Annotated in this window: 14 protein-coding genes; 8 read left to right on the top strand and 6 right to left on the bottom strand. The window is 47.1% G+C overall.

The features are described from left to right. Nucleotide 1: 1 nt before the first annotated feature. Nucleotides 2-637, top strand: a complete 636-nt coding sequence (locus tag J2W69_RS09755) for a GntR family transcriptional regulator (protein ID WP_310277433.1) — start codon at nucleotides 2-4, stop codon at nucleotides 635-637. A 72-nt stretch (nucleotides 638-709) separates the two neighbouring features. Here J2W69_RS09755 and J2W69_RS09750 read toward each other — a convergent pair whose 3' ends face one another. Both J2W69_RS09750 and J2W69_RS09745 read right to left on the bottom strand, forming a co-directional pair. Continuing rightward, nucleotides 710-1,489, bottom strand: coding sequence for a peptidylprolyl isomerase (locus tag J2W69_RS09750; protein ID WP_310277431.1), 780 nt, complete (start codon nucleotides 1,487-1,489; stop codon nucleotides 710-712). Between the two features lie 78 nt (nucleotides 1,490-1,567). After that, on the bottom strand, nucleotides 1,568-3,526 hold the full coding sequence (locus tag J2W69_RS09745) for a DNA topoisomerase III (RefSeq protein WP_310277429.1): 1,959 nt from the start codon (nucleotides 3,524-3,526) through the stop codon (nucleotides 1,568-1,570). Between the two features lie 156 nt (nucleotides 3,527-3,682). Between J2W69_RS09745 and J2W69_RS09740 the strand changes: the two genes are divergently transcribed. The 3 genes from J2W69_RS09740 (at nucleotide 3,683) to J2W69_RS09730 (ending at nucleotide 8,811) form a co-directional block, all read left to right on the top strand. After that, complete coding sequence (locus J2W69_RS09740) at nucleotides 3,683-6,340, top strand: CHASE domain-containing protein (protein WP_310277426.1); 2,658 nt, start codon at nucleotides 3,683-3,685, stop codon at nucleotides 6,338-6,340. A 61-nt stretch (nucleotides 6,341-6,401) separates the two neighbouring features. Next, on the top strand, nucleotides 6,402-8,243 hold the full coding sequence (locus tag J2W69_RS09735; protein WP_310277422.1) for a M2 family metallopeptidase: 1,842 nt from the start codon (nucleotides 6,402-6,404) through the stop codon (nucleotides 8,241-8,243). A gap of 163 nt (nucleotides 8,244-8,406) precedes the next feature. Beyond that, complete coding sequence (locus J2W69_RS09730; protein WP_310277419.1) at nucleotides 8,407-8,811, top strand: VOC family protein; 405 nt, start codon at nucleotides 8,407-8,409, stop codon at nucleotides 8,809-8,811. 77 nt (nucleotides 8,812-8,888) lie between these two features. Here the strand turns inward: J2W69_RS09730 and J2W69_RS09725 are convergent, their stop codons facing one another. Then, nucleotides 8,889-9,200, bottom strand: a complete 312-nt coding sequence (locus tag J2W69_RS09725; RefSeq protein WP_310277415.1) for a DUF1840 domain-containing protein — start codon at nucleotides 9,198-9,200, stop codon at nucleotides 8,889-8,891. A 185-nt stretch (nucleotides 9,201-9,385) separates the two neighbouring features. On the opposite strand from J2W69_RS09725, the gene J2W69_RS09720 reads away from it, so the two are divergent. After that, on the top strand, nucleotides 9,386-11,257 hold the full coding sequence (locus J2W69_RS09720) for a hypothetical protein (protein WP_310277412.1): 1,872 nt from the start codon (nucleotides 9,386-9,388) through the stop codon (nucleotides 11,255-11,257). Nucleotides 11,258-11,656: 399 nt separating this feature from the next. Here J2W69_RS09720 and J2W69_RS09715 read toward each other — a convergent pair whose 3' ends face one another. Then, on the bottom strand, nucleotides 11,657-12,655 hold the full coding sequence (locus J2W69_RS09715) for an SMP-30/gluconolactonase/LRE family protein (RefSeq protein ID WP_310277409.1): 999 nt from the start codon (nucleotides 12,653-12,655) through the stop codon (nucleotides 11,657-11,659). Between the two features lie 234 nt (nucleotides 12,656-12,889). After that, nucleotides 12,890-15,316 carry a TonB-dependent receptor domain-containing protein gene (locus J2W69_RS09710; RefSeq protein ID WP_310277406.1) on the bottom strand — a complete coding sequence of 809 codons (2,427 nt, stop codon included), beginning with the start codon at nucleotides 15,314-15,316 and terminating at the stop codon, nucleotides 12,890-12,892. A 273-nt stretch (nucleotides 15,317-15,589) separates the two neighbouring features. Between J2W69_RS09710 and J2W69_RS09705 the strand changes: the two genes are divergently transcribed. Genes J2W69_RS09705 through J2W69_RS09695 form a run of 3 tightly spaced genes read left to right on the top strand, consistent with a single transcriptional unit; the run spans nucleotide 15,590 to nucleotide 17,512 of the window. Continuing rightward, nucleotides 15,590-16,198 (top strand): PepSY-associated TM helix domain-containing protein, encoded by a 609-nt coding sequence (locus J2W69_RS09705; RefSeq protein ID WP_310277402.1) that lies wholly within the window; start codon nucleotides 15,590-15,592, stop codon nucleotides 16,196-16,198. An 11-nt stretch (nucleotides 16,199-16,209) separates the two neighbouring features. Next, complete coding sequence (locus tag J2W69_RS09700; RefSeq protein ID WP_310277399.1) at nucleotides 16,210-16,704, top strand: DUF2271 domain-containing protein; 495 nt, start codon at nucleotides 16,210-16,212, stop codon at nucleotides 16,702-16,704. Nucleotides 16,705-16,708: 4 nt separating this feature from the next. Beyond that, a complete protein-coding gene (locus J2W69_RS09695; protein WP_310277396.1) occupies nucleotides 16,709-17,512 on the top strand; it encodes a DUF4198 domain-containing protein in 804 nt (267 codons plus the stop codon). 51 nt (nucleotides 17,513-17,563) lie between these two features. Here the strand turns inward: J2W69_RS09695 and J2W69_RS09690 are convergent, their stop codons facing one another. Continuing rightward, nucleotides 17,564-18,559, bottom strand: a complete 996-nt coding sequence (locus J2W69_RS09690; protein ID WP_310277393.1) for a LacI family DNA-binding transcriptional regulator — start codon at nucleotides 18,557-18,559, stop codon at nucleotides 17,564-17,566. Nucleotides 18,560-18,566: the final 7 nt, after the last annotated feature.

Raw genomic sequence — 18,566 nt, 5'->3', positions numbered from 1 at the left:
TATGAACAAAGCCAGCTTATATCAGCAATTAAAGCAGGATATCCGTCAGGGGCTTTGGCCTGCAGGTGCCGTATTAAATCAGCAAAAGTTATCGGATTATTATCAGGTCAGTCGTATTCCGGTGCGGGATGCTTTGCAACAACTGAAAGCTGAAGCTTTACTGGTCATGGCAGGCAAGGCCAGCTTAATGGTGCCACCTTTAACCGCAGCAGAAGCTGAAGAGTTATACCAAATTCGTTTGCAACTGGAACCTATGGCGTTGCGCCACGCTTTTCCCCGGTTAACTTTTAGTCTGCTGGGGCAAGCGGAAGATTTATTGCAGCAGCTTGAACAGGATCAGCATTTATCCGCCGCCGACAGAGGCGCTTTGAATTGGCAGTTTCATTTGATCTTGTATCAGCCAAGCAATTGCCCACATTTGCTGCGTTTGCTGCATAGCCTGCACCAGCAAGTGGAACGCTATTTAGGTTTTCAGGAAATAAGTCTGAATTATGCCAATACCAGCCATCAGGAACACTGGCAATTACTGGAATTACTGCGGGCACAGCAACTGGACGCTGCTGTAGCTTTGCTAAAACAGCATATTCAGCAAGCAGGCGAGCTATTAACCAGCCACTTACGACAACAGCCTGCGTGATTCGACAGAACTGTAGGGGCAGGGTTTATCCGTGCCCCTCCTTAATTCAACAGAATTCCCAACCTATTCAGATTAAACTTTACGACGACGCCAAAACGCCAAACCAGCCAAAGCCAGCAGTAAAGCTGAACCCATAGAGCCGCCGCCTGAACTACTGTCATTATCCTGGCCTGCCAGAGTATTTGGTTTCGGATTCAGGTTAGCGGCAGTAGTAGGGCTGTCGTTAATAATGGTAATGCGTTCAATGGTGACTATATTGGCTGCTGTTACCGGCACATTGTTCGCCAAATCTGTAGCACTGTAGTTACGCAGTGGAGCTTCTCTAAAAACCCCTGCTCCTCCTGGTACATACAGATTATTAATACTGTCAACAACAGACATGCCAGTGCCTGTTACTACACCAAAGACTGTATAACCCGCATTGTCTTTGTCCAGATGGCTGGAGTTATCTTTGATATTCACAAACCAATGAGTAGTTGCGCTATTTGGGTTGTTGGCTTTTTTTGCCATAGCCACAGTACCACGCACATTCGACAGTTTTGGCTCGTTATCGACCGGGCCTCGTGGTGTAATTTCAGTAAAAGGTGCTGCGTTATTGCCGCTGTAGCGCTGGCCACCGCCTTGAATCACAAAGTCTTTTAATGACCTGTGGAACACCGAATTGTCAAAAGTGCCGGCTTTTACATAAGTCAGAAAATTAGCGACAGTTTTTGGTGTGGTTTGGTCAAACAGGTTAATTTCAAAATCACCCATATTGGTTTCAACCAATACTATGGTGGCTGCAGCCTGTTGACTGGTGAAAACTAAAGCGGCAGCTAAAGTGGTTGTTACTATAGTTTTTTTAAACATCATAAAGATCCCTGAAACAAAGTGCCCCGACTTTAATTCAGTCGGGCGCAGCAATCCAGAGGCATTACACTTAGTTACGAACTAAACAACTCTGTTAACCTTTGTGCGTTTTGTAGAAGAAGCCGCTTTGCTCTGCGTTGTTTTGCGCCTGGTATTTTTATAGCCAGGCTTTTGTGTTGAGCCTGTTTTGGCTATCTCTGCAGAAACTTTTGCCTGTTGCACCAGCCTGGTAATTTCAGGTTCTAATTGCGACATAAACTGCGGATAATCTTGTTGCTGGTGGCAAATCTGCTCTAACTGAGCTTCCCACAAGGCCGTTAAATCCGGTGCTGTGATACGTTGTGGCAAACTTTGAATAAAAACCCGGCCTAACTGACTGGCCCGAATTTGTTTGCCCTGACGCTGCAAATAACCGCGCTTAAACAACAACTCCAGAATACCAGCCCGGGTGGCTTCTGTGCCCAAACCTGCGGTTTCTTTTAAGATACGTTTCAGCTCTGGATCGGTGACAAAACGGCTGATCCCTGTCATAGCAGCCAATAAAGTGGCATCGGTAAAATAAGCCGGTGGCTGGGTTTGTTTAGCTAACAATTCCGACTGGCCCGACTGCAATTGCTGGCCTTTGGTTAAGGGCGGCAGCCTCTGCAATTCATCCGTATCCTCGTCCTGATCTTCTTTTTGACTGGCTTTATAAAAAGCTTTCCAACCCAAAGACTGCACCTGCCGTGCCTGAGCCTTAAATAAACCTCCGGCAATTTTAATCAGCGCTTGCTGTTCCAGATAACAATAAGGCGGGAAAAACTGCCATAAAAACTGCCGCGCTATCAGCCAATAAAGTTTGGCTTCAAAAGTATTCAAACTGGCCGACTTCAGCGCTTTGTCAGTAGGAATAATGGCGTGGTGGGCAGTAATTTTACTGTCATCCCAGGCTTTGCTGCGTAAGCTTAAATTCGCCTGTTGTTGCATCTCTGCATGTTCAGGGCTGTTCGCCACTATAGCGCGGCAAACCGCAGCAGACTGGCCAAATTGCTGCTCTGGTAAATGCCTGCAATCAGAACGTGGGTAGGTAATAAGCTGATGACGTTCATACAATTGCTGACAAGTATCCAGCACTTGTTGGGCTGTCATGCCATAAAGTTTTGCCGCTTCAATTTGCAAAGCCGACAAACTAAAAGGCAAAGGCGCGTACTGTTTTTTCGGTTGCTGCTGCACTTGCTCTACTACAGCGGGCTGAAAACTGGTTTTGCGTTGCACCAGTTCGGCCAGTTCACGCTTCAGTACCCGGCCTTCTTCGTCCTGATAAGGCTCGCAGGCTTCGCTGGGTTGCCAGATGGCGCTAAAAGGCCAGTCAGCCCCGGTTAAATGCGCTTTGACCTGATAAAAATCACGGCTGACAAAGTTTTCTATCAATAAATCGCGCTGTACGACCAAGCCCAACACCGGAGTTTGCACCCGACCTACTGATAACACGCCCTGATAACCCTGCCTCTGGCCGTGTAAGGTGTAAGCGCGGGTTAAATTAATGCCGTATAACCAGTCGGCTCTGCTGCGCGCCAGAGCACTTTGCGACAAAGGCGCAAATTCAGCATTCAGCTTTAACTGCTGCAAGGCCAAACGCACTGCTGTGGGAGTTAAATCATTCAGCAGCAGCCTTTTGGTTTGCTTCAGTTTGGTTTGACTGACTTTGCTGTGCTGCAACACTTCATCCACCAGCAACTGACCTTCCCGATCCGGGTCACCTGCATGCACCAGTTCAGTGGCTTCTTTGATCAGTTGGGTCAGTATTTTCAGCTGAGCTTTGCTTTGTGTTTTAGGCACCAGCTTCCACTCTTGCGGCACAATAGGCAAATGCTCCAACCGCCAGCTTTTAAACACCGCATCATAAGCTTCGGGCTCAGCCTGCTCTAACAAATGACCAAGACACCAGCTGACTTTATCGCCATTAGCGAGTTGCAGATAACCCTGCTGCTTTTGGTGTGGCCCAAAGGCGTCGGCAATAGCACGGGCCATACTGGGTTTTTCGGCAATAAATAGACGCATAATAGAAGCCCAACAAAACACTGTATGAAAAAACAGTTAATTTAACCGTAGTTTTCCCAAAAAAGCAAAGGCCAGAGCATTTGTTTTCTGCCGGGCTCGGAGTAAGCTAAGGTTTTGCCGGGATAAACCGGTGCCTGCTTTGGTGAAGTGTCAGCATTGATTAAATTTTCAACTACAGGTTTGACCTTGTTGCGGATCCTACTGCTGGCTATCGCCTATTTTATTTTCGGCCAATTGGCTATGTTGCTGGCAATAGCACCTGGTATGGCGACTTCAGTATTTCCCTCTTTGGGTATAGCCATTGCCGCAGCATTATTGTGGGGCTACCCCATGCTGGCCGGTGCCTTTTTAGGTTCGCTGGCTTTTAAACTGGTTCAACCCGACTGGCCACAAGATTTAACCTGGTCCGATAAAGTGGTTTACAGCTTAAGCATGGCCAGCATAACAGCATTAACAGTAGCTTTTGCCTTAGGTGCAGTGCGCCGTTTTGCTCACTTTCACAGTGCCCTGACTTCTGAAAAAAGCATACTCTGGCTCTTTGTATTGGCAGGTCCTTTTGCCTGTTTAATCAGTTCCGGTTTATCTACTTTGGTGTTAGAGCAGTTTGGTTTAGTGACCCCAGATCATGCCGGACTCAACTGGTTCACCTGGTGGGTTGGCGACATGATTGGCGTGATGATCGCCATTCCTCTGGTGTTTATGCTGTTTGCCAAGCCTCGCCCTTTATGGCGCACACGCTGGTTGACTGTGGGTTTGCCTCTATTGGTCTGTACTGCTTTGGTGGTGGCTTTATTTGTGCTGGCCCGTTTTCAACACCACCAAAGCCTGCAGCAAAAGTTTTTTGATCAGTCAGAACAAATCAGTGCCACTTTTCAGTTCAGAGTAAGCAAAGTACTGCAACAAATGCAGATGCTGGAGCGGCTGTTTGCCGTTCAACCTGAAGTGACAGAGCCGATGTTTCGGCAGTTTCTGCAGGACTACCCCTGGCATGAAGCTGGTGTATTGTTTTTTGATTGGGTTGAACTAGTGCCTCATTCCCGGCGTGCAGCAACAGAAGCTCAGCTGCAGACTGGTTTTAAAGAGTATGCCAACCCCGGAGTAAAACCTGCCGCAGTGCGTTCTCACTACAGTGTTATTCGGTATCTGGCTTCAGCCTCTGGTGATGACTCTTTGGCAGGTTTGGATTTAGCTGCAGATCCTGTGCGAAAAGAAGCCATGGACTATGCGATGGATTCGGGCAGTATCAGCATCACAGCCCCTGTGTGGCTGGTGAGTGGCAATGCCGCTTTAGTGTTTTTTATTCCTGTGTATCAGCAGGGTGTGATTCCAAAAAGCCTTGATGAAAAACGCCAACAGATCCGTGGTTTTATCTGCGGCATCTTTGAAACTGAACTCTTAGTGCAAACCAGTTTAAGCCAATATGACACCTCAGAGTTTCATTTACATATCAGAGATTTAGGCACAGGGTTACCTTATTACAGCTCATTGCCTGAACCAGCTGCTCAGGCCAGTTATCTGACCTGGACCCGCCAGTGGTCGCATGCAGGACGTTCACTGGAGCTGCAGCTGGTTCCCAGCAAAACCCTGCTGAATATCAATTCAGGACAGCAAAGCTGGTATGTATTAACCGGTGGCCTGGTGTTATGCAGCCTGCTGGGTATTTTCCTGCTGGTTTTAACAGGGCGCTCAGCCCGCATTGAGCATTTAATTACCCAACGCACTAAAGAGCTGAGTTCAATTCTGGACAATGCCATTGAATCTATTGTGATAGTGGACCAGCAGGGTTTAATTGAGCGGGTGAATAAAGAAACCTCTTTGCTCTTTGGTTACGCTATGCCATCCCTGCTGCGCCAGCCTGTCAGTAAGTTATTGGCTTGTTTACCTGAACATAAAAACCATCAATTGTTGCAACCTTTAACAGTGGATCAACTGAACTTATGGGTGGGCCATACAGTTGAAGTGACAGGTTTAAGTGAAGACGGCCAGCAAATTCCGCTGGAGATGGGCTTAAGCCGGGTGGATATTGCAGATAAACATTTGTATACCCTGATGCTGCACGATTTACGTGAACGCAAAAAAATTGATCGGATGAAAAGTGAGTTTATATCCACTGTCAGCCATGAATTACGCACGCCTCTGACCTCTATTAACGGCTCTTTAGGTTTATTGGCTGGTGGTGTGGTTGGTGAATTACCGCCACAAGCCCAGCAACTGGTGCAAATTGCTAAAACCAACACCGACAGACTGGCGCGCTTGGTCAACGATATTCTGGACATTGAAAAGCTGGAGTTCGGCCAGTTAAAACTGCAACCAGCAGAAGTGGAAGTATTGCAGTTGCTGCAAGAAGCCAAACAACAAAATCAGGCCTATGCCGACAAATACTCAGTGCGTCTGGATTTAGTGGTTCCCACTGACCACACAGCGGTTTATCTGTACCAGGATAAATTCCGCCTGCTGCAAATTTTGTCGAATTTGATCTCTAATGCCATTAAGTTTTCACCCAGCCACTCTGTGGTGAAGTTAAGTTATCAGCAGCATGATCACTACCTTGTGATTAAAGTAAAAGATCAGGGCACTGGTATAGCCGAATCCTTTCGTAGCAAAATTTTTCAAAAATTTGCTCAAGCCGACAGCTCAGACAGCCGCAGTAATCAGGGATCTGGTTTAGGTTTAAATATCAGTAAGACTCTGGTTGAAATGATGCAGGGCAGCATAGACTTTGAATCAGAGCTGGGCAAAGGCACCTGTTTTAGTTTGACCTTTCCCTGTTATCAGCCATTAAATCGTCATGGAAAAAGCTCAGTGCAGGATTAAAAAGGTTGTTTATACTCAAAACCGCCGTACCCATGTAAAAACATAACTAAAAGGTAAATCCATGAAAGATTTATACAAACTCAGTCTGACCGCAGCCCTGGTCAGTTCGGCTTTGCTGCTGGGCGCCTGTGGCGAAAAAGTGGTGACTGTCACTGAATCAACTTCGGTCTCCACAGCGGTGAATGCAGAGCAAGCCAAAGCTTTTGTCAAAACGGCAGCAGATGAACTCAGCACTTTATTGCTGGAAGTTAATCGCGCCGACTGGATCGCATCGAATTTTATTACCGAAGATACCGAAGCTTTATCTGCAGCAGCAGGCCAGAAGCTGACGGAAACTGTAGTGCGTTTAGCCAATAAAGCCGCCCGCTTTAATGACATTGAAGTGGATTATGACACCCGCCGTCAGCTGGAAAAACTCAAACAAGCCCTGACCTTAGCTGCTCCTGCAGACAAAGCAAAAACTGAAGAGTTATCCGGCATAGTGGCCAAACTCAATGCCATGTATGGCAAAGGCAAATACTGCAAAACACCGGATAACTGCATGGATTTAGGTCAGATGTCCAGCACTATGGCGACATCCCGCAACTACGAAGAACAACTGGAAATGTGGACGGGCTGGCACAATACAGCAGCGCCAATGAAACCCATTTATGTACGTCAGGTTGAACTGGCTAATGAAGGAGCCAAAGAGCTGGGTTATGCCGATACCGGCGTATTGTGGCGCTCGAAATACGATATGGAACCTGATGCCTTTGCACTGGAGCTGGATAAACAGTGGGGTGCAGTGAAGCCTTTGTACGATGCTTTGCATTGCCATGTGCGGGCTAAGTTATCGGAAAAATACGGCGCAGACAAAGTCCCTTTAAACAAAGCTATTCCGGCACATTTACTCGGCAATATGTGGGCTCAAAGCTGGGGCAATATTTATGATTTAGTGGCACCAGCTGATGCCGATCCGGGTTATGACGTCACCAAGCTACTGGCTGACAAAGGCTATGACGAATTAAAAATGGTCAAAGGGGCTGAAGGCTTTTTTACTTCATTAGGTTTTGCACCTTTACCTGAAACCTTCTGGACCCGTTCTTTATTTGTTCAGCCAAAAGATCGGGATGTGGTATGTCATGCATCAGCCTGGGATTTAGACGCCAAAGACGACTTACGCATTAAAATGTGTATTCAGCGCACTGGCGAAGAGTTTTCAGTGATCCACCACGAACTGGGGCATAACTTCTATCAACGTGCGTACAAAAACCAGCCGGTGTTTTATCAGGAAAGTGCGAACGATGGTTTCCACGAAGCTATTGGTGACACCATAGCTTTATCAGTAACCCCCAAATACCTGCAACAAATTGGCTTATTGGAGCAAATTCCGGACGAGTCAAAAGACATTGGCTTATTGCTGAAACTGGCGCTGGATAAAGTGGCCTTCCTGCCTTTTGGTTTGTTAGTTGATCAATGGCGCTGGCAGGTATTTTCCGGTCAGGTGACACCAGAGCAATACAACGCAGCCTGGTGGAAATTACGTGAACAGTATCAGGGTGTGGCAGCGCCTGTTGCCCGCACTGAAGCTGACTTTGATGCTGGCGCTAAATACCATGTGCCGGGTAATACGCCTTATACCCGCTATTTCCTGGCTCATATCCTGCAGTTCCAGTTCCACAAAGCTTTATGTGAAAAAGCCGGTGACACAGGCGCTATTCACCGCTGTTCAATCTATAACAGCAAAGAAGCTGGGGCGGCATTAAACGACATGCTGGAAATGGGTTCAAGCCGGCCATGGCAGGAAGCTTTAGCCAAATTAACAGGCAAACCAGATATGGATTCCAGTGCCATTCTGGCTTATTTTGCGCCGTTAAAAACCTGGCTGGATGAGCAAAACAAAGACAGACAATGCGGCTGGTAATAGCAAATTGATTAGGTAAAAGGGCAGCGCAGGCTGCCCTTTTTTGTCGTTGCATCAGCAGTTTAAAAAAACTCTCTGCCTCTGTCGAATTTGTAGGGCCTGAACCGACTAAGGTGAGAGACAGTGACACCCATTGTCAGTAAACAGCCAACAGGAGGGCCCCATGGCCAAAATGCTTTTTGTTAATTTACCCTGCAGAAACTTGCCTGCCGCTATCGAATTTTATCAGGCGCTGGGGTTTAGCCAGAATATGCAGTTCAGCGACGACACAGCGGCTTGTATGGTCTGGAGCGAGCATATTTTTGTCATGCTATTAACTCATGCCAAATGGCAGAGCTTTACCCAAAGGCCAATACCGGACCAAAGCAGCAGCGAGGTGATGCTGGCTTTGAGTTGTGAAAACAAAGAGGCAGTCGATCAGATCTGTAGTGCAGCGGCGGCTGCAGGTGGAACAGCTGATATTAATGCCAAACAGGATTTAGGTTTTATGTATGGCCGCTCTGCGCTGGATTTAGATGGTCATATCTGGGAATTTTTCTGGATGGATCCGGCCGCGGTAGCGGGCTGATTTTATTGCAGCGAATCTACCGGGCAAACAGGGAGATTTAATCCCAGCTTGTCCGGAGTTTTAGATGGCGGGAAAACTTATTCCCAACTTACACCCTTTTTTTCGCGTATAGCCGCCTGCAATAAAGCAATTAAAGGCACGGCGCGGTGTTTTAGCGGAATAACCGCAGGTTTTTCTTTAATGTCTGATTCTTCTGGTAACTCTGCCTGTTCCTGCGCTTCCAGTTCTGATAAACCTTGCTGCAACAAAGCTAAAGCTTCGGCTACGTCTTCTGCAAACAAAGCTCCTGGCGCTTTAGGTAAACGCCCCATCAGTTCCAGCAACTGCAAAGCGACATTGCCAAACATCTGTACCGGCGCTGCGGCTATGGATTTAAAAGTAATTAGCATAACAATCTGATATTCCGGATGAATGAAGCTTCAGCATGCGCCGTTCTGTGGTAAACCACAAGCCAACTGCATTCTGTATCTTTAGAACTGAACTAACGCCTATACAAAAGTGATATACCTCTTTAGAATTCAGTAAAATCTGCAAAATTTTACATAAGCTAACGATCTGGTTACAAGGAAGAAGTATGACAGTATTGCCGCGTTTTTTTCACAGTCTGTTTTTAGTCTTACCTCTGCTGCTATTAGCTGCCTGTGGTGGCTCTGATAAAACCGAAGATGCTACCGCAGTGACTGTAAGTGCAAGCACGGCCAATCTGGATATTGGTTTCCCTGATCGTTTTACCACTATATCCGCCACAGTCCGGGATACAGATGGTGTACTGTTACGCAACGCTACAGTTCAATTCAGTACAAATTTGGGCAGTTTTAGTGCCACAGAAGTGGTGACCCGCACAACAGCTGAAACAGGCCGTGGCGGCTCTAATGACGCAGGGGAAGGCGTAGCAGCGGTTCGCTTATATCCAGGTCAAAGTGGAGGCACAGCCACTGTTACTGCTTATGTAAATGGGGTTCAGACCACCACTACTATAACAGTTGCTGGCACAGCTCCTGAACCTGAACGGCCAGTACCTGCCAGTATTAGCATTACAGCAAGTGAGCGCGCTATTTTTGTTGCCGGTGTGGGCCAGATGGAAAGCAGCACTATTACCGTGCGCTTACTCACCTCTACAGGTAGCGCAGCACAGGATGCGCCAGCAGGGATAAACAATGTGCGGGTGAGTTTTGTCACCCAGCCCAATGGTGGTGAGTTGTTGTTTGGTACTCAGGCTTCTGGCCAATTGGTGCAAAATACTAAAACTCTGGATGTTGCCACCACTAACGGTACCGCCACTTTAACCCTGAGTTCAGGCCAGTTACCCGGCGTGATCGAATTACGGGCAGAAGCGTTAAATGCTTCAGGGCAAAGTTACGATCCTGTGATTCAAACCACTGCGTCAGCACTTGGCATAGCTTCTGGCCCTGCTCACTCTATTGTGTTCAGTTATCCGGTAGCTGCAAGTATTCAGAATATGGGCAACGGCACGTACCGACTTGAAGGTGGTTTGCTTGCGACCGACAGATACGGCAATCCTGTGGCTGATGGCACTGTCATTAACCTTGGGGTTATTGACAGTGTGTTGTTGTCTAACAGAGCACCACAAATTAACTATGGTTTTGGCAGTACTGTCATTGATGGCAATGCATCCACTACAGCTAACTCAACACTGCTTACCGACTTAAGCAATGCGTTGTTTCAAAGTGCTGTCATTACCCGCAACAATACCACTCGCTTTATTGAGGCGCTGGACAGGGTGCTTATTTTTAATGCGCAAGCCGAAGATAAAAGCCGTTTTGTTGCAGCTTTACCTGGTCAGGCCACTACTGTCACGGTAAATAAAAACTACCTGAACACAAACGCTGGACTGGAGTATCTGGTGGGTGCTTCTTTATTGGGTATGCAAGTTTCCGGTGTAGACCCGGTTAAACCAGAGCTGGTGAGTGGTCAGGCTGTCACCAAAGATGGCGCAGCCAGCTTTTTCCTGACCTATCCAGCCAATGCCGACACCATTTTAACAGGCTGCGTTTCGCCCAACCTTGATACACGTCATTCGCCTCGGGGTTCTGCACAGATATTTGTAGTGGCCGAAGCCAGTGGCAGCAGCGCTACTACTATTGATGACAGAGCCTGTTTTTCCGCTATCAGCCCGGCTGTGATTACATCAGGTATCACCAACATAAGTGGTGACACTATTCTGAACTTAGAAATTCGGGATCAAGGCTTAGTACGTTTGCCCTTCCAGCACTTTGCAGCTGGTATCAGTTATGGCGCAGGCAACGACGGTAACCTGATAGTGAACGTTGTCCAATGTTTAGCCACAGGAAGCCTGAGGACAGACATTCATGGTCAATGTGCACTGGAAATAAAAGCTTCAGGTGGTTTTCCTGGTGACACGGCAACCATTACTTTAGGCGTCACTAGTGGCACTCCTTTGGCGATCACGGTCACAGTACCTTAGTGTGTTTAAGCCTGCATCGGGCAGGCTTTTTGTAGGTTACTCCAGCGGCAAACTAATCATGGCCTGAAAACCACAGGCTATACCGGAAGCTGCATACAGGTTATGCAGCTTCAATTCTCCGCCACACCAGGCACCTGATCACAAATTTTGATCTGTACCCGTTGCTCCTGTTGTAGTAGTTCCACTGTGACCACTGATCCTGCTGCTGTAAATTGGATGGCATTTTGGACAGATTTTCCAGCGCACTATTAAAGTAAGTTCTTAACCTGGAGATGAGTTCAAGGTCGTCATCAATCAGCAGTGGGTTCAAGGCTGGTACTCCGGGCTCAATAAACCTAAATATCCCCTTAAGCTGCTCAGTATCAGAGCAGCTTTACATTTCTATACACCGGCCTTGGTTCAGGCTGCTGTTTTCAGTTTAATTCGCAGTAAGTAACTGGAGGCGGTAATATACAAATACTGTTGATCCAGACTTAGCGCCACATTGGCCGCTGCAACTCCGGTTTGAATAGTCCCCAGATGCTCGCCTTTAGCATTAAACACCAGTACACCACCGGGGCCAGTCGCCAGCAAGTGACCTGAAGGTAATACTTTTAAACCATCAGGTAAGCCGGGTTTGCTGTTTACCCAGGCTGTGGCATCAAAAAACAGCTGTCCTTCACCCACAGTGCCATCGGCGGCAATAGGGTATTTCCACCACTGTGCGGCTTGTGGATCTGAGTTGGCAACATAAAGCCATTGCTCATCCGGTGATAAGGCCAAACCATTAGGACGGGTCAGTTGATCGGTGATCAGAGTTAGATCGCTGCCTTTAAGCCAATACACCCCATTAAAAGTCAGCTGCTTTTGTTTGGAGTCATCCCCATCTTTTAAACCATATGGCGGGTCAGTAAACAGATAGCTGCCATTGCTGTGCTGTATCAGATCATTTGGGCTGTTCAATAATTTGCCCTGATAACCGCTGATCAGGCTTTGGTAAACCGGGCCTTTGGCGTCGACTGATGTCAATACTGCCAGCCTTCTGTCACCATGCTGCGCCAGCACCAGCTGATTATTCTTGTTAAAAATTAAACCGTTGGAGCCTTGTTTGATCGATGGTTCATCCACAAGCCCCGTATGGCCTGACGGGCTGAGATACAAAGTTAAGCCGTCTTTTGCATTCCAGCGCCAGACTTTATTTTCCGGCACATCTGAAAACAAAATATCACCGGTTTTTGGCTCAGCCACAGGGCCTTCAGACCAGCGAAAACCTTCAGCCAGTATGTCCAGTTGCGCATCTGCGGCAATAATCTGATTCAGTTCAGCTTTGAGTTGTTGTACCGGGTTGGCCGGTATGGGGGAAGGATTGGCAAAAGCCAGAGAAGATACAAAAAAAAGTAGTGTTAAACTATGTCGCATCCTTGTCACCTTTATTGGGTTAGAAAAGCAACAATGTAGCATTGTTAGCGCAACCAAAGCACTGCCGATGGCAGATAAACTTAGTTTAAGTTTTACTTTTTTTCTGAAAAGGTACTGCCAGCCTTGCGCTGGCCAGCTGCACAACGAATCAACTCAGCATCGGCAGCCAATGCTGACAGGCAAAAAAAACCGCAGAATCCTCTGCGGTTTTTCGGGGACGGACTTTCACCTCATTCAGAAGCGTACGTTTACGCTCACCCATAAGTTACGGGCTTTGTCTTTATTGTTGTAATGGTCTGTGTAGCTCCCCAGATAACCATTTGCGCCATTGGCATCAAAGACACAGTTGGTACCACTGTCACATTCAACAAAGTGCAGGTCGTAGGTGGTAAAGTCTTTATCCAGCAAGTTATTGATACGGGCAGTGAATGTGACTGTGTCACTGGCTTCATAGCTGGCTCCTAAATGCAGCACTTCATAGGCTTTGAAGTACAGCGCTTCGTCTTTAATCAGGTCCCAGGTGCGATAACGTTTAGTACGGATTTCTGAGGTCAGAAACACTTTTAAATCATCAGTTGCAGCCCAGTCTAATGTCAGGTTTGCCATATGTTTAGCGCTGTTGCCCAGTGGCCGACCTTTGTTAGCACCACTTTTTTGCTCACTGTCGGTGTAGGTGTAGTTAGCGCGGAATGCCAGATTGTCGATAATCTGCCAGCGTCCAGCCAGTTCAGCACCTTGTATCGTCACTTTATCTATATTGACCGTTTTGCTGCTGGTGGCATAACCTAAATCAGCGTATTCACCAGCGTCAGTGCAGACTAAAGCAGTGCCGGTGCCACAAGGCTGAGAGGCAATCTTGTCTTCAAATTCATTATTAAAAATAGTGATATTGAAGTTGTGGTTGTCCGGGTGTTCCCAATAGGCCGCTATTTCAGTGGAAGTACTGGTTTCTGGTTTCAGATCCGGGTTACCAAACATAGGCGATGTGCCCTGAGCACCAAAACCTACGACACCATCATAAAGCTGAGTAGTTTTTGGTGTTTTATACCCTGTACTGACGCCGCCTTTGATAGTCCATTCCGGAGTTAAGGTATAAACACCGTATAAACGTGGGCTCATCTCGCTGCCAAAAACTTCGTGGTCGTCACGACGTAAACCAGCGGTTAAAGCAAATGCCTGAGTGGCGTCCCAGGTATCTTCAGCAAAAATGGACCACATATTGTGTTCCTGCGCTTCACCTGGTGTGCCGCTTTCCATACCAAAGACGCTGTCTTCCAGCTCGCCACGGATCACTTGCGTACCCACTATGGCAGTGTGTTGTCCAGCCAGTTCAAATGGCATATCCATTTTTGCGTCAAAGGTATATTGATTGCTCGCCATTTTACGTTTGGCTCTTGGCAGGAAAGTGTCTTCAGCCAGTTGTACACGCTGCTCTAATGAAAGATTTGCATAAGCACCAGTACCATCGATCATCGTTAATAACTGTGCCCGTTCAGCCAGAGTAAAAGGCAAAGTGCGGCCATGGTTTTGTGTATCTACATAAGATAAAGACATAAAACTGTTACCCAGATCCCACTTGCCTTCATGGCTTAAAGACCAGGTATCACGGCTGAATTCCTGAGTTGGGCTATAACCCACTTGCGGGTTAGCACGGCGGGTCCAGGTGCCACCATTGGTTCGGCAGGCATTGGCATTAGTGCCTGTGGCACCTTTACAGAAGTTACCTGCGGCCCAGATACTCTGGATATTGTCGACTGTGCCTACAGGATATTCACGACTGCCATCGTCATTGATAACAGGGCTGTTATCGTATTCCTGAGTAGAAGTTTCGATATCAAACCAAATCGCCTGATTTTCAACCGGAGTCCAGCTCAGACGGCCACCTAATACAGAGCTGTCATTGTCTACTGTTTTACCGCCAGAACCAAAACCCAAAGAGCGGTTTAATACTCTGCCGTTAGGATACACCGCAGGTGCAAAAGTTGGAGTGGAGGCCATACGGTTATAGGCACTGCCCCGTACTGCCAACCCGACCAGATTAGGGATAAGTGGTCCCATCACATTAAAGTCTGTAGTCACTTCTTCGCCAAATCTGTCATCTGTTTGAGCTGTGCGGCTATGACTGACTGAGCCTGCCCATTCATCAGTGACTTTTTTGGTAATGATGTTGATGACACCACCTAAAGCATCAGCACCGTACAAAGTAGAGGCAGGGCCACGAACCACTTCAATTCGCTCTATGGTATCCAGTGGTGGCATATGGCCAAACTGGTTGCCACCAAAGTTATTTGGATAAATATCACCATGGTTATTCTGACGTTTACCATCAACCAGAATCAGGGTGTAGTCCGAGCCCATGCCGCGCATACTGATAGTACCCTGACCTGTTTTATCGCGGGTTTCGCCAATATCAACACCTTCCAGATCCCGTACCGCATCCAGCAATGTAGTGTAAGGACGAGAGCGCAGCTCTTCTGCCGTAATAACTGAAATACTGGCAGGTGCATCTACCAGCTTTTGTTCAAAACCTGAGGCCGTGATGACAATGCGTTCAATATTGTTATCTCTGGTTACAGCTGCGTCTTCTGCCTGCACTGTAGCAATCAGACCTAAAGCAAGCTGGGTGGCTAACACCAGTTTGGCCGGACGGGACTTGAACATAAAAACTCCTGTTATTCGGGCAGCTCACCACAAAAAAGCGGATAAAACCAAAGCCCGGTATAAGTTAAAAAAGTAACAAAAACCTGATGGCCGCCAATGATAGTGATTCTCATTAAAATATCAATAGCAATTACGAACTATTTGCAATTGCAATTGTCGCGTGAGGTTATGTAAAAGCATTTTTGCGACGAACAACCAAATCAACCACTTGCAGACAACTTGCAAACAAGAACAATTCTCAGTAGCATGGCGACAGTTTTTTATGGGGGTGCTGTGAAGAGTTCAGCTTTAGCTCGTTGGATGCGTTGGTTACATACCTACAGCGCTATGTTGGTATTGTTGCTGCTGTTATTTTTTGCCATCACGGGTATCACCTTAAACCATCCCGAACTCAGCAGCAGTCTAGGGAAAACCAGTCAGCAATTGCAGTTGGAACTGCCTGAGCAGTTACCTGATTTGTTAGCTCTGCCTGAAGATCAGCAACAAGCCGCTATGGCCTTGTATGTCGACTGGTTGAAGCAGGAGCACCAGTTGCAGGGCGGTTACAACCTGAATTTTTCGCCCGAAGATGAGTTACTGGAAGTGGATTTTAAGCGCCCTGCCGGTTACGCCGCTGTGGTGATTGATTTAGCAGAGCGAACCGCAGAGCTTGACGCTGAGTTTGGTGGCTACCTGGCTTTGGCCAACGATTTACATAAAGGCCGTTACGCCGGCAGCAGTTGGAAATGGCTGATTGATATTACGGCGGTGTTTTGTGTGTTGTTTTCGCTGTCCGGTTTTTATTTATTGTGGCGTCAGCCCAACAGAAGAGATTTTGGCAATGCCACAGCAGTCGCTGGTGTGGTGTTGGCTTTATTAGCTTATATAGCTTCGTTTCATTAAGAGGGAAATTTATGCACAAGTATTTAGTCGCCGCCTTGGTGCTTTGTTGCGGCACGGCCATGGCTCAGCCAGAACTGGAAGTTCAGGTTGAACTGCCAAAAATTGAGACTGGCACTTACCACAGACCTTATGTGGCGGTGTGGATCGAAGATGAACAACAGCAACCTGTACGCCTGGTGGAAGCCTGGTTAGATAAGCCGGACTGGATTAAAGACTTACGCCGTTTCTGGCGCAAATTGGGCCGTAGTGAGCCGCAGTTAGTGGATGCAAGAACAGGTGCCACCAAAGGTCCAGGCAGCTATAAAGTGCGCTGGGACGGCAAAGACGAACAAGGCAAAGCAGTGGCTGCAGGTAACTACGTACTTTTTGTCGAAGCAGCCCGTGAACAAGGCGGACGCAATCTGGCCAAGCAAGAATTCACATGGGACGGCAGCGCTGTTCAAATCGAAATAAAAGCCAGCACTGAGCTGGGAAAAATTAAACTTACTTCAGTACAGGGAAAATAGTCCAATGAAAAAATCTATTCTGGCTTCATTACTGCTTGCCACAGCGGTCAGCGCTCCGGCTTTGGCTCATACCTTATGGGTAGTACCAAGTCACTTTGTATTATCTAAAACAGGCAGCTGGGTATCTGCTGATATCAGTGCGGCCAATATGACTTTTGTGGCTGACAAAGGTATTCCGGTAGACAACGTGGCTTTGTATACGCCAGACGGCAAAAAACAGGCGATTGAACATAAATACCAGGGCAAACGTAAATCTCAGGTGGATGCTGAACTGAATGCTGAAGGTACTTATAGGCTGGAGTTGGGCGGCCCAGCACGTTTTAACACCATGTACAAAGTAGGCGATGACCGTAAACGCCTGATGGCCGACAAAAAGACCCGTGCTAAAGAATTACCGGCTAATGCGACTGATGTAGTGACCAGCCAAAGCCGCAGCCGCTCTGTGGCTTTTATCACAGTCAACAAACCAACCTCAGAAGTGCTGGCACTGAAAAACGAAGGTTTAGAATTTAAAAGCTCAGTTCACCCTGCAGATATAGTGGCTGGCGAGCCTGTGACTTTTACCTTTTTAGTCAACGGTAAAGCCCAGGCTGGTGTTGAACTGGAAGTGTCCTATGAAGGAGAGCGTTACCGTGATGAAGCAGGTCGGGTGCAATATAAAACTGATGCAACTGGCCAGTTTACTTACACCCCTGTTGAAGCAGGCGTATTTTTAATTGAAGCTTCGTATTCTGCTAAAGCAGACTCTGAACTAGCGGATCAAATCCGTGAAGGTTTAACTTTAACTTTAGAAGCCACTTTACCTTAAGTCTGATGCCAGCCTCTGTGTTTCTGCACAGAGGTTGCTCTTCCTCAACAGCTAAATCCGGATAGCGGAATTACGCACTACCAGTTCTGGTTCAAATACATTTTCTACTTCAAGATCCTGTTTATACAGATTTTTCAGTAACCACAACGCAGCCATTTTGCCCATTTCATGAATAGGGTTATTCACTGTGGTCAGTTTAGGCGAAACATAACGGGCAAAAGGAATATTGTCGTAACCGACAAAAGACAGATCCTGCGGAATTTGCATGCCGCGTTCCAGACAAACTGAAATAGCACCTGACACCATCTGGTCGTTGGCACAGACCACAGCAGTAAATGTTTTGTTTTGGCTGAACAGGTAGTTCATACCATCCACGCCACTGTCTTCTTTGTAGTCACCTTCAAAACACAACGCCGGATCATAAGAAATACCTACTTCGGCCAAAGCCCGTTTATGACCTTCAAGCCGCTCTATAGCATCGTGTTTTTTTGATGGGCCTGAAATATAGGCAATATCTCTGTGACCTAAATCAAGCAGATGCCGGGTCGCCATATAACCACCCAGTTCGTTATTTAAATAAATACAGCAGTCACTGATTTCAGCTATGTATCTGTTGATCAGCACTATAGGTGTTGAGCTTTGACTGAGTTTAATCAGGTAGTCATCGGAGATAGCTTCCACATCCAGGATCAAAGCGTCACAGCCTTTGCTCAGTAAAAACTCTACACTGTCTATCTCCTGAGCGGCGTCGCTATGACCTACAGCAATAATGACATGACGATTATCGGCACGCAGCGCTGCTTCAATTTCAGCCATCATAGGGCCGTAATAAGGACCGTCCAGCTGCGAAACCAAAACCCCGACACTATTAGAGCAATTTGACGCCAAAGACTGAGCAAAAGTATTGGGTCTGTAGCCCAGTTCAGCCATAGCGGCCAGCACTTTTTGTTTGGTCTTTTCACTGACATTGGTGTTTTTATTCATCACTCTGGATACAGTCGCCAGAGATACACCCGCAAGCTGAGAAACGTCGTAGATAGTCGCCATAAATAGT

Origin of the sequence: Rheinheimera soli (assembly GCF_031457405.1) — a bacterium.
Classification (GTDB): domain Bacteria; phylum Pseudomonadota; class Gammaproteobacteria; order Enterobacterales; family Alteromonadaceae; genus Pararheinheimera; species Pararheinheimera soli_A.
The sequence above is the reverse complement of the archived record's forward strand: the minus strand, read 5'-3'. Positions and strand labels throughout refer to the sequence as shown.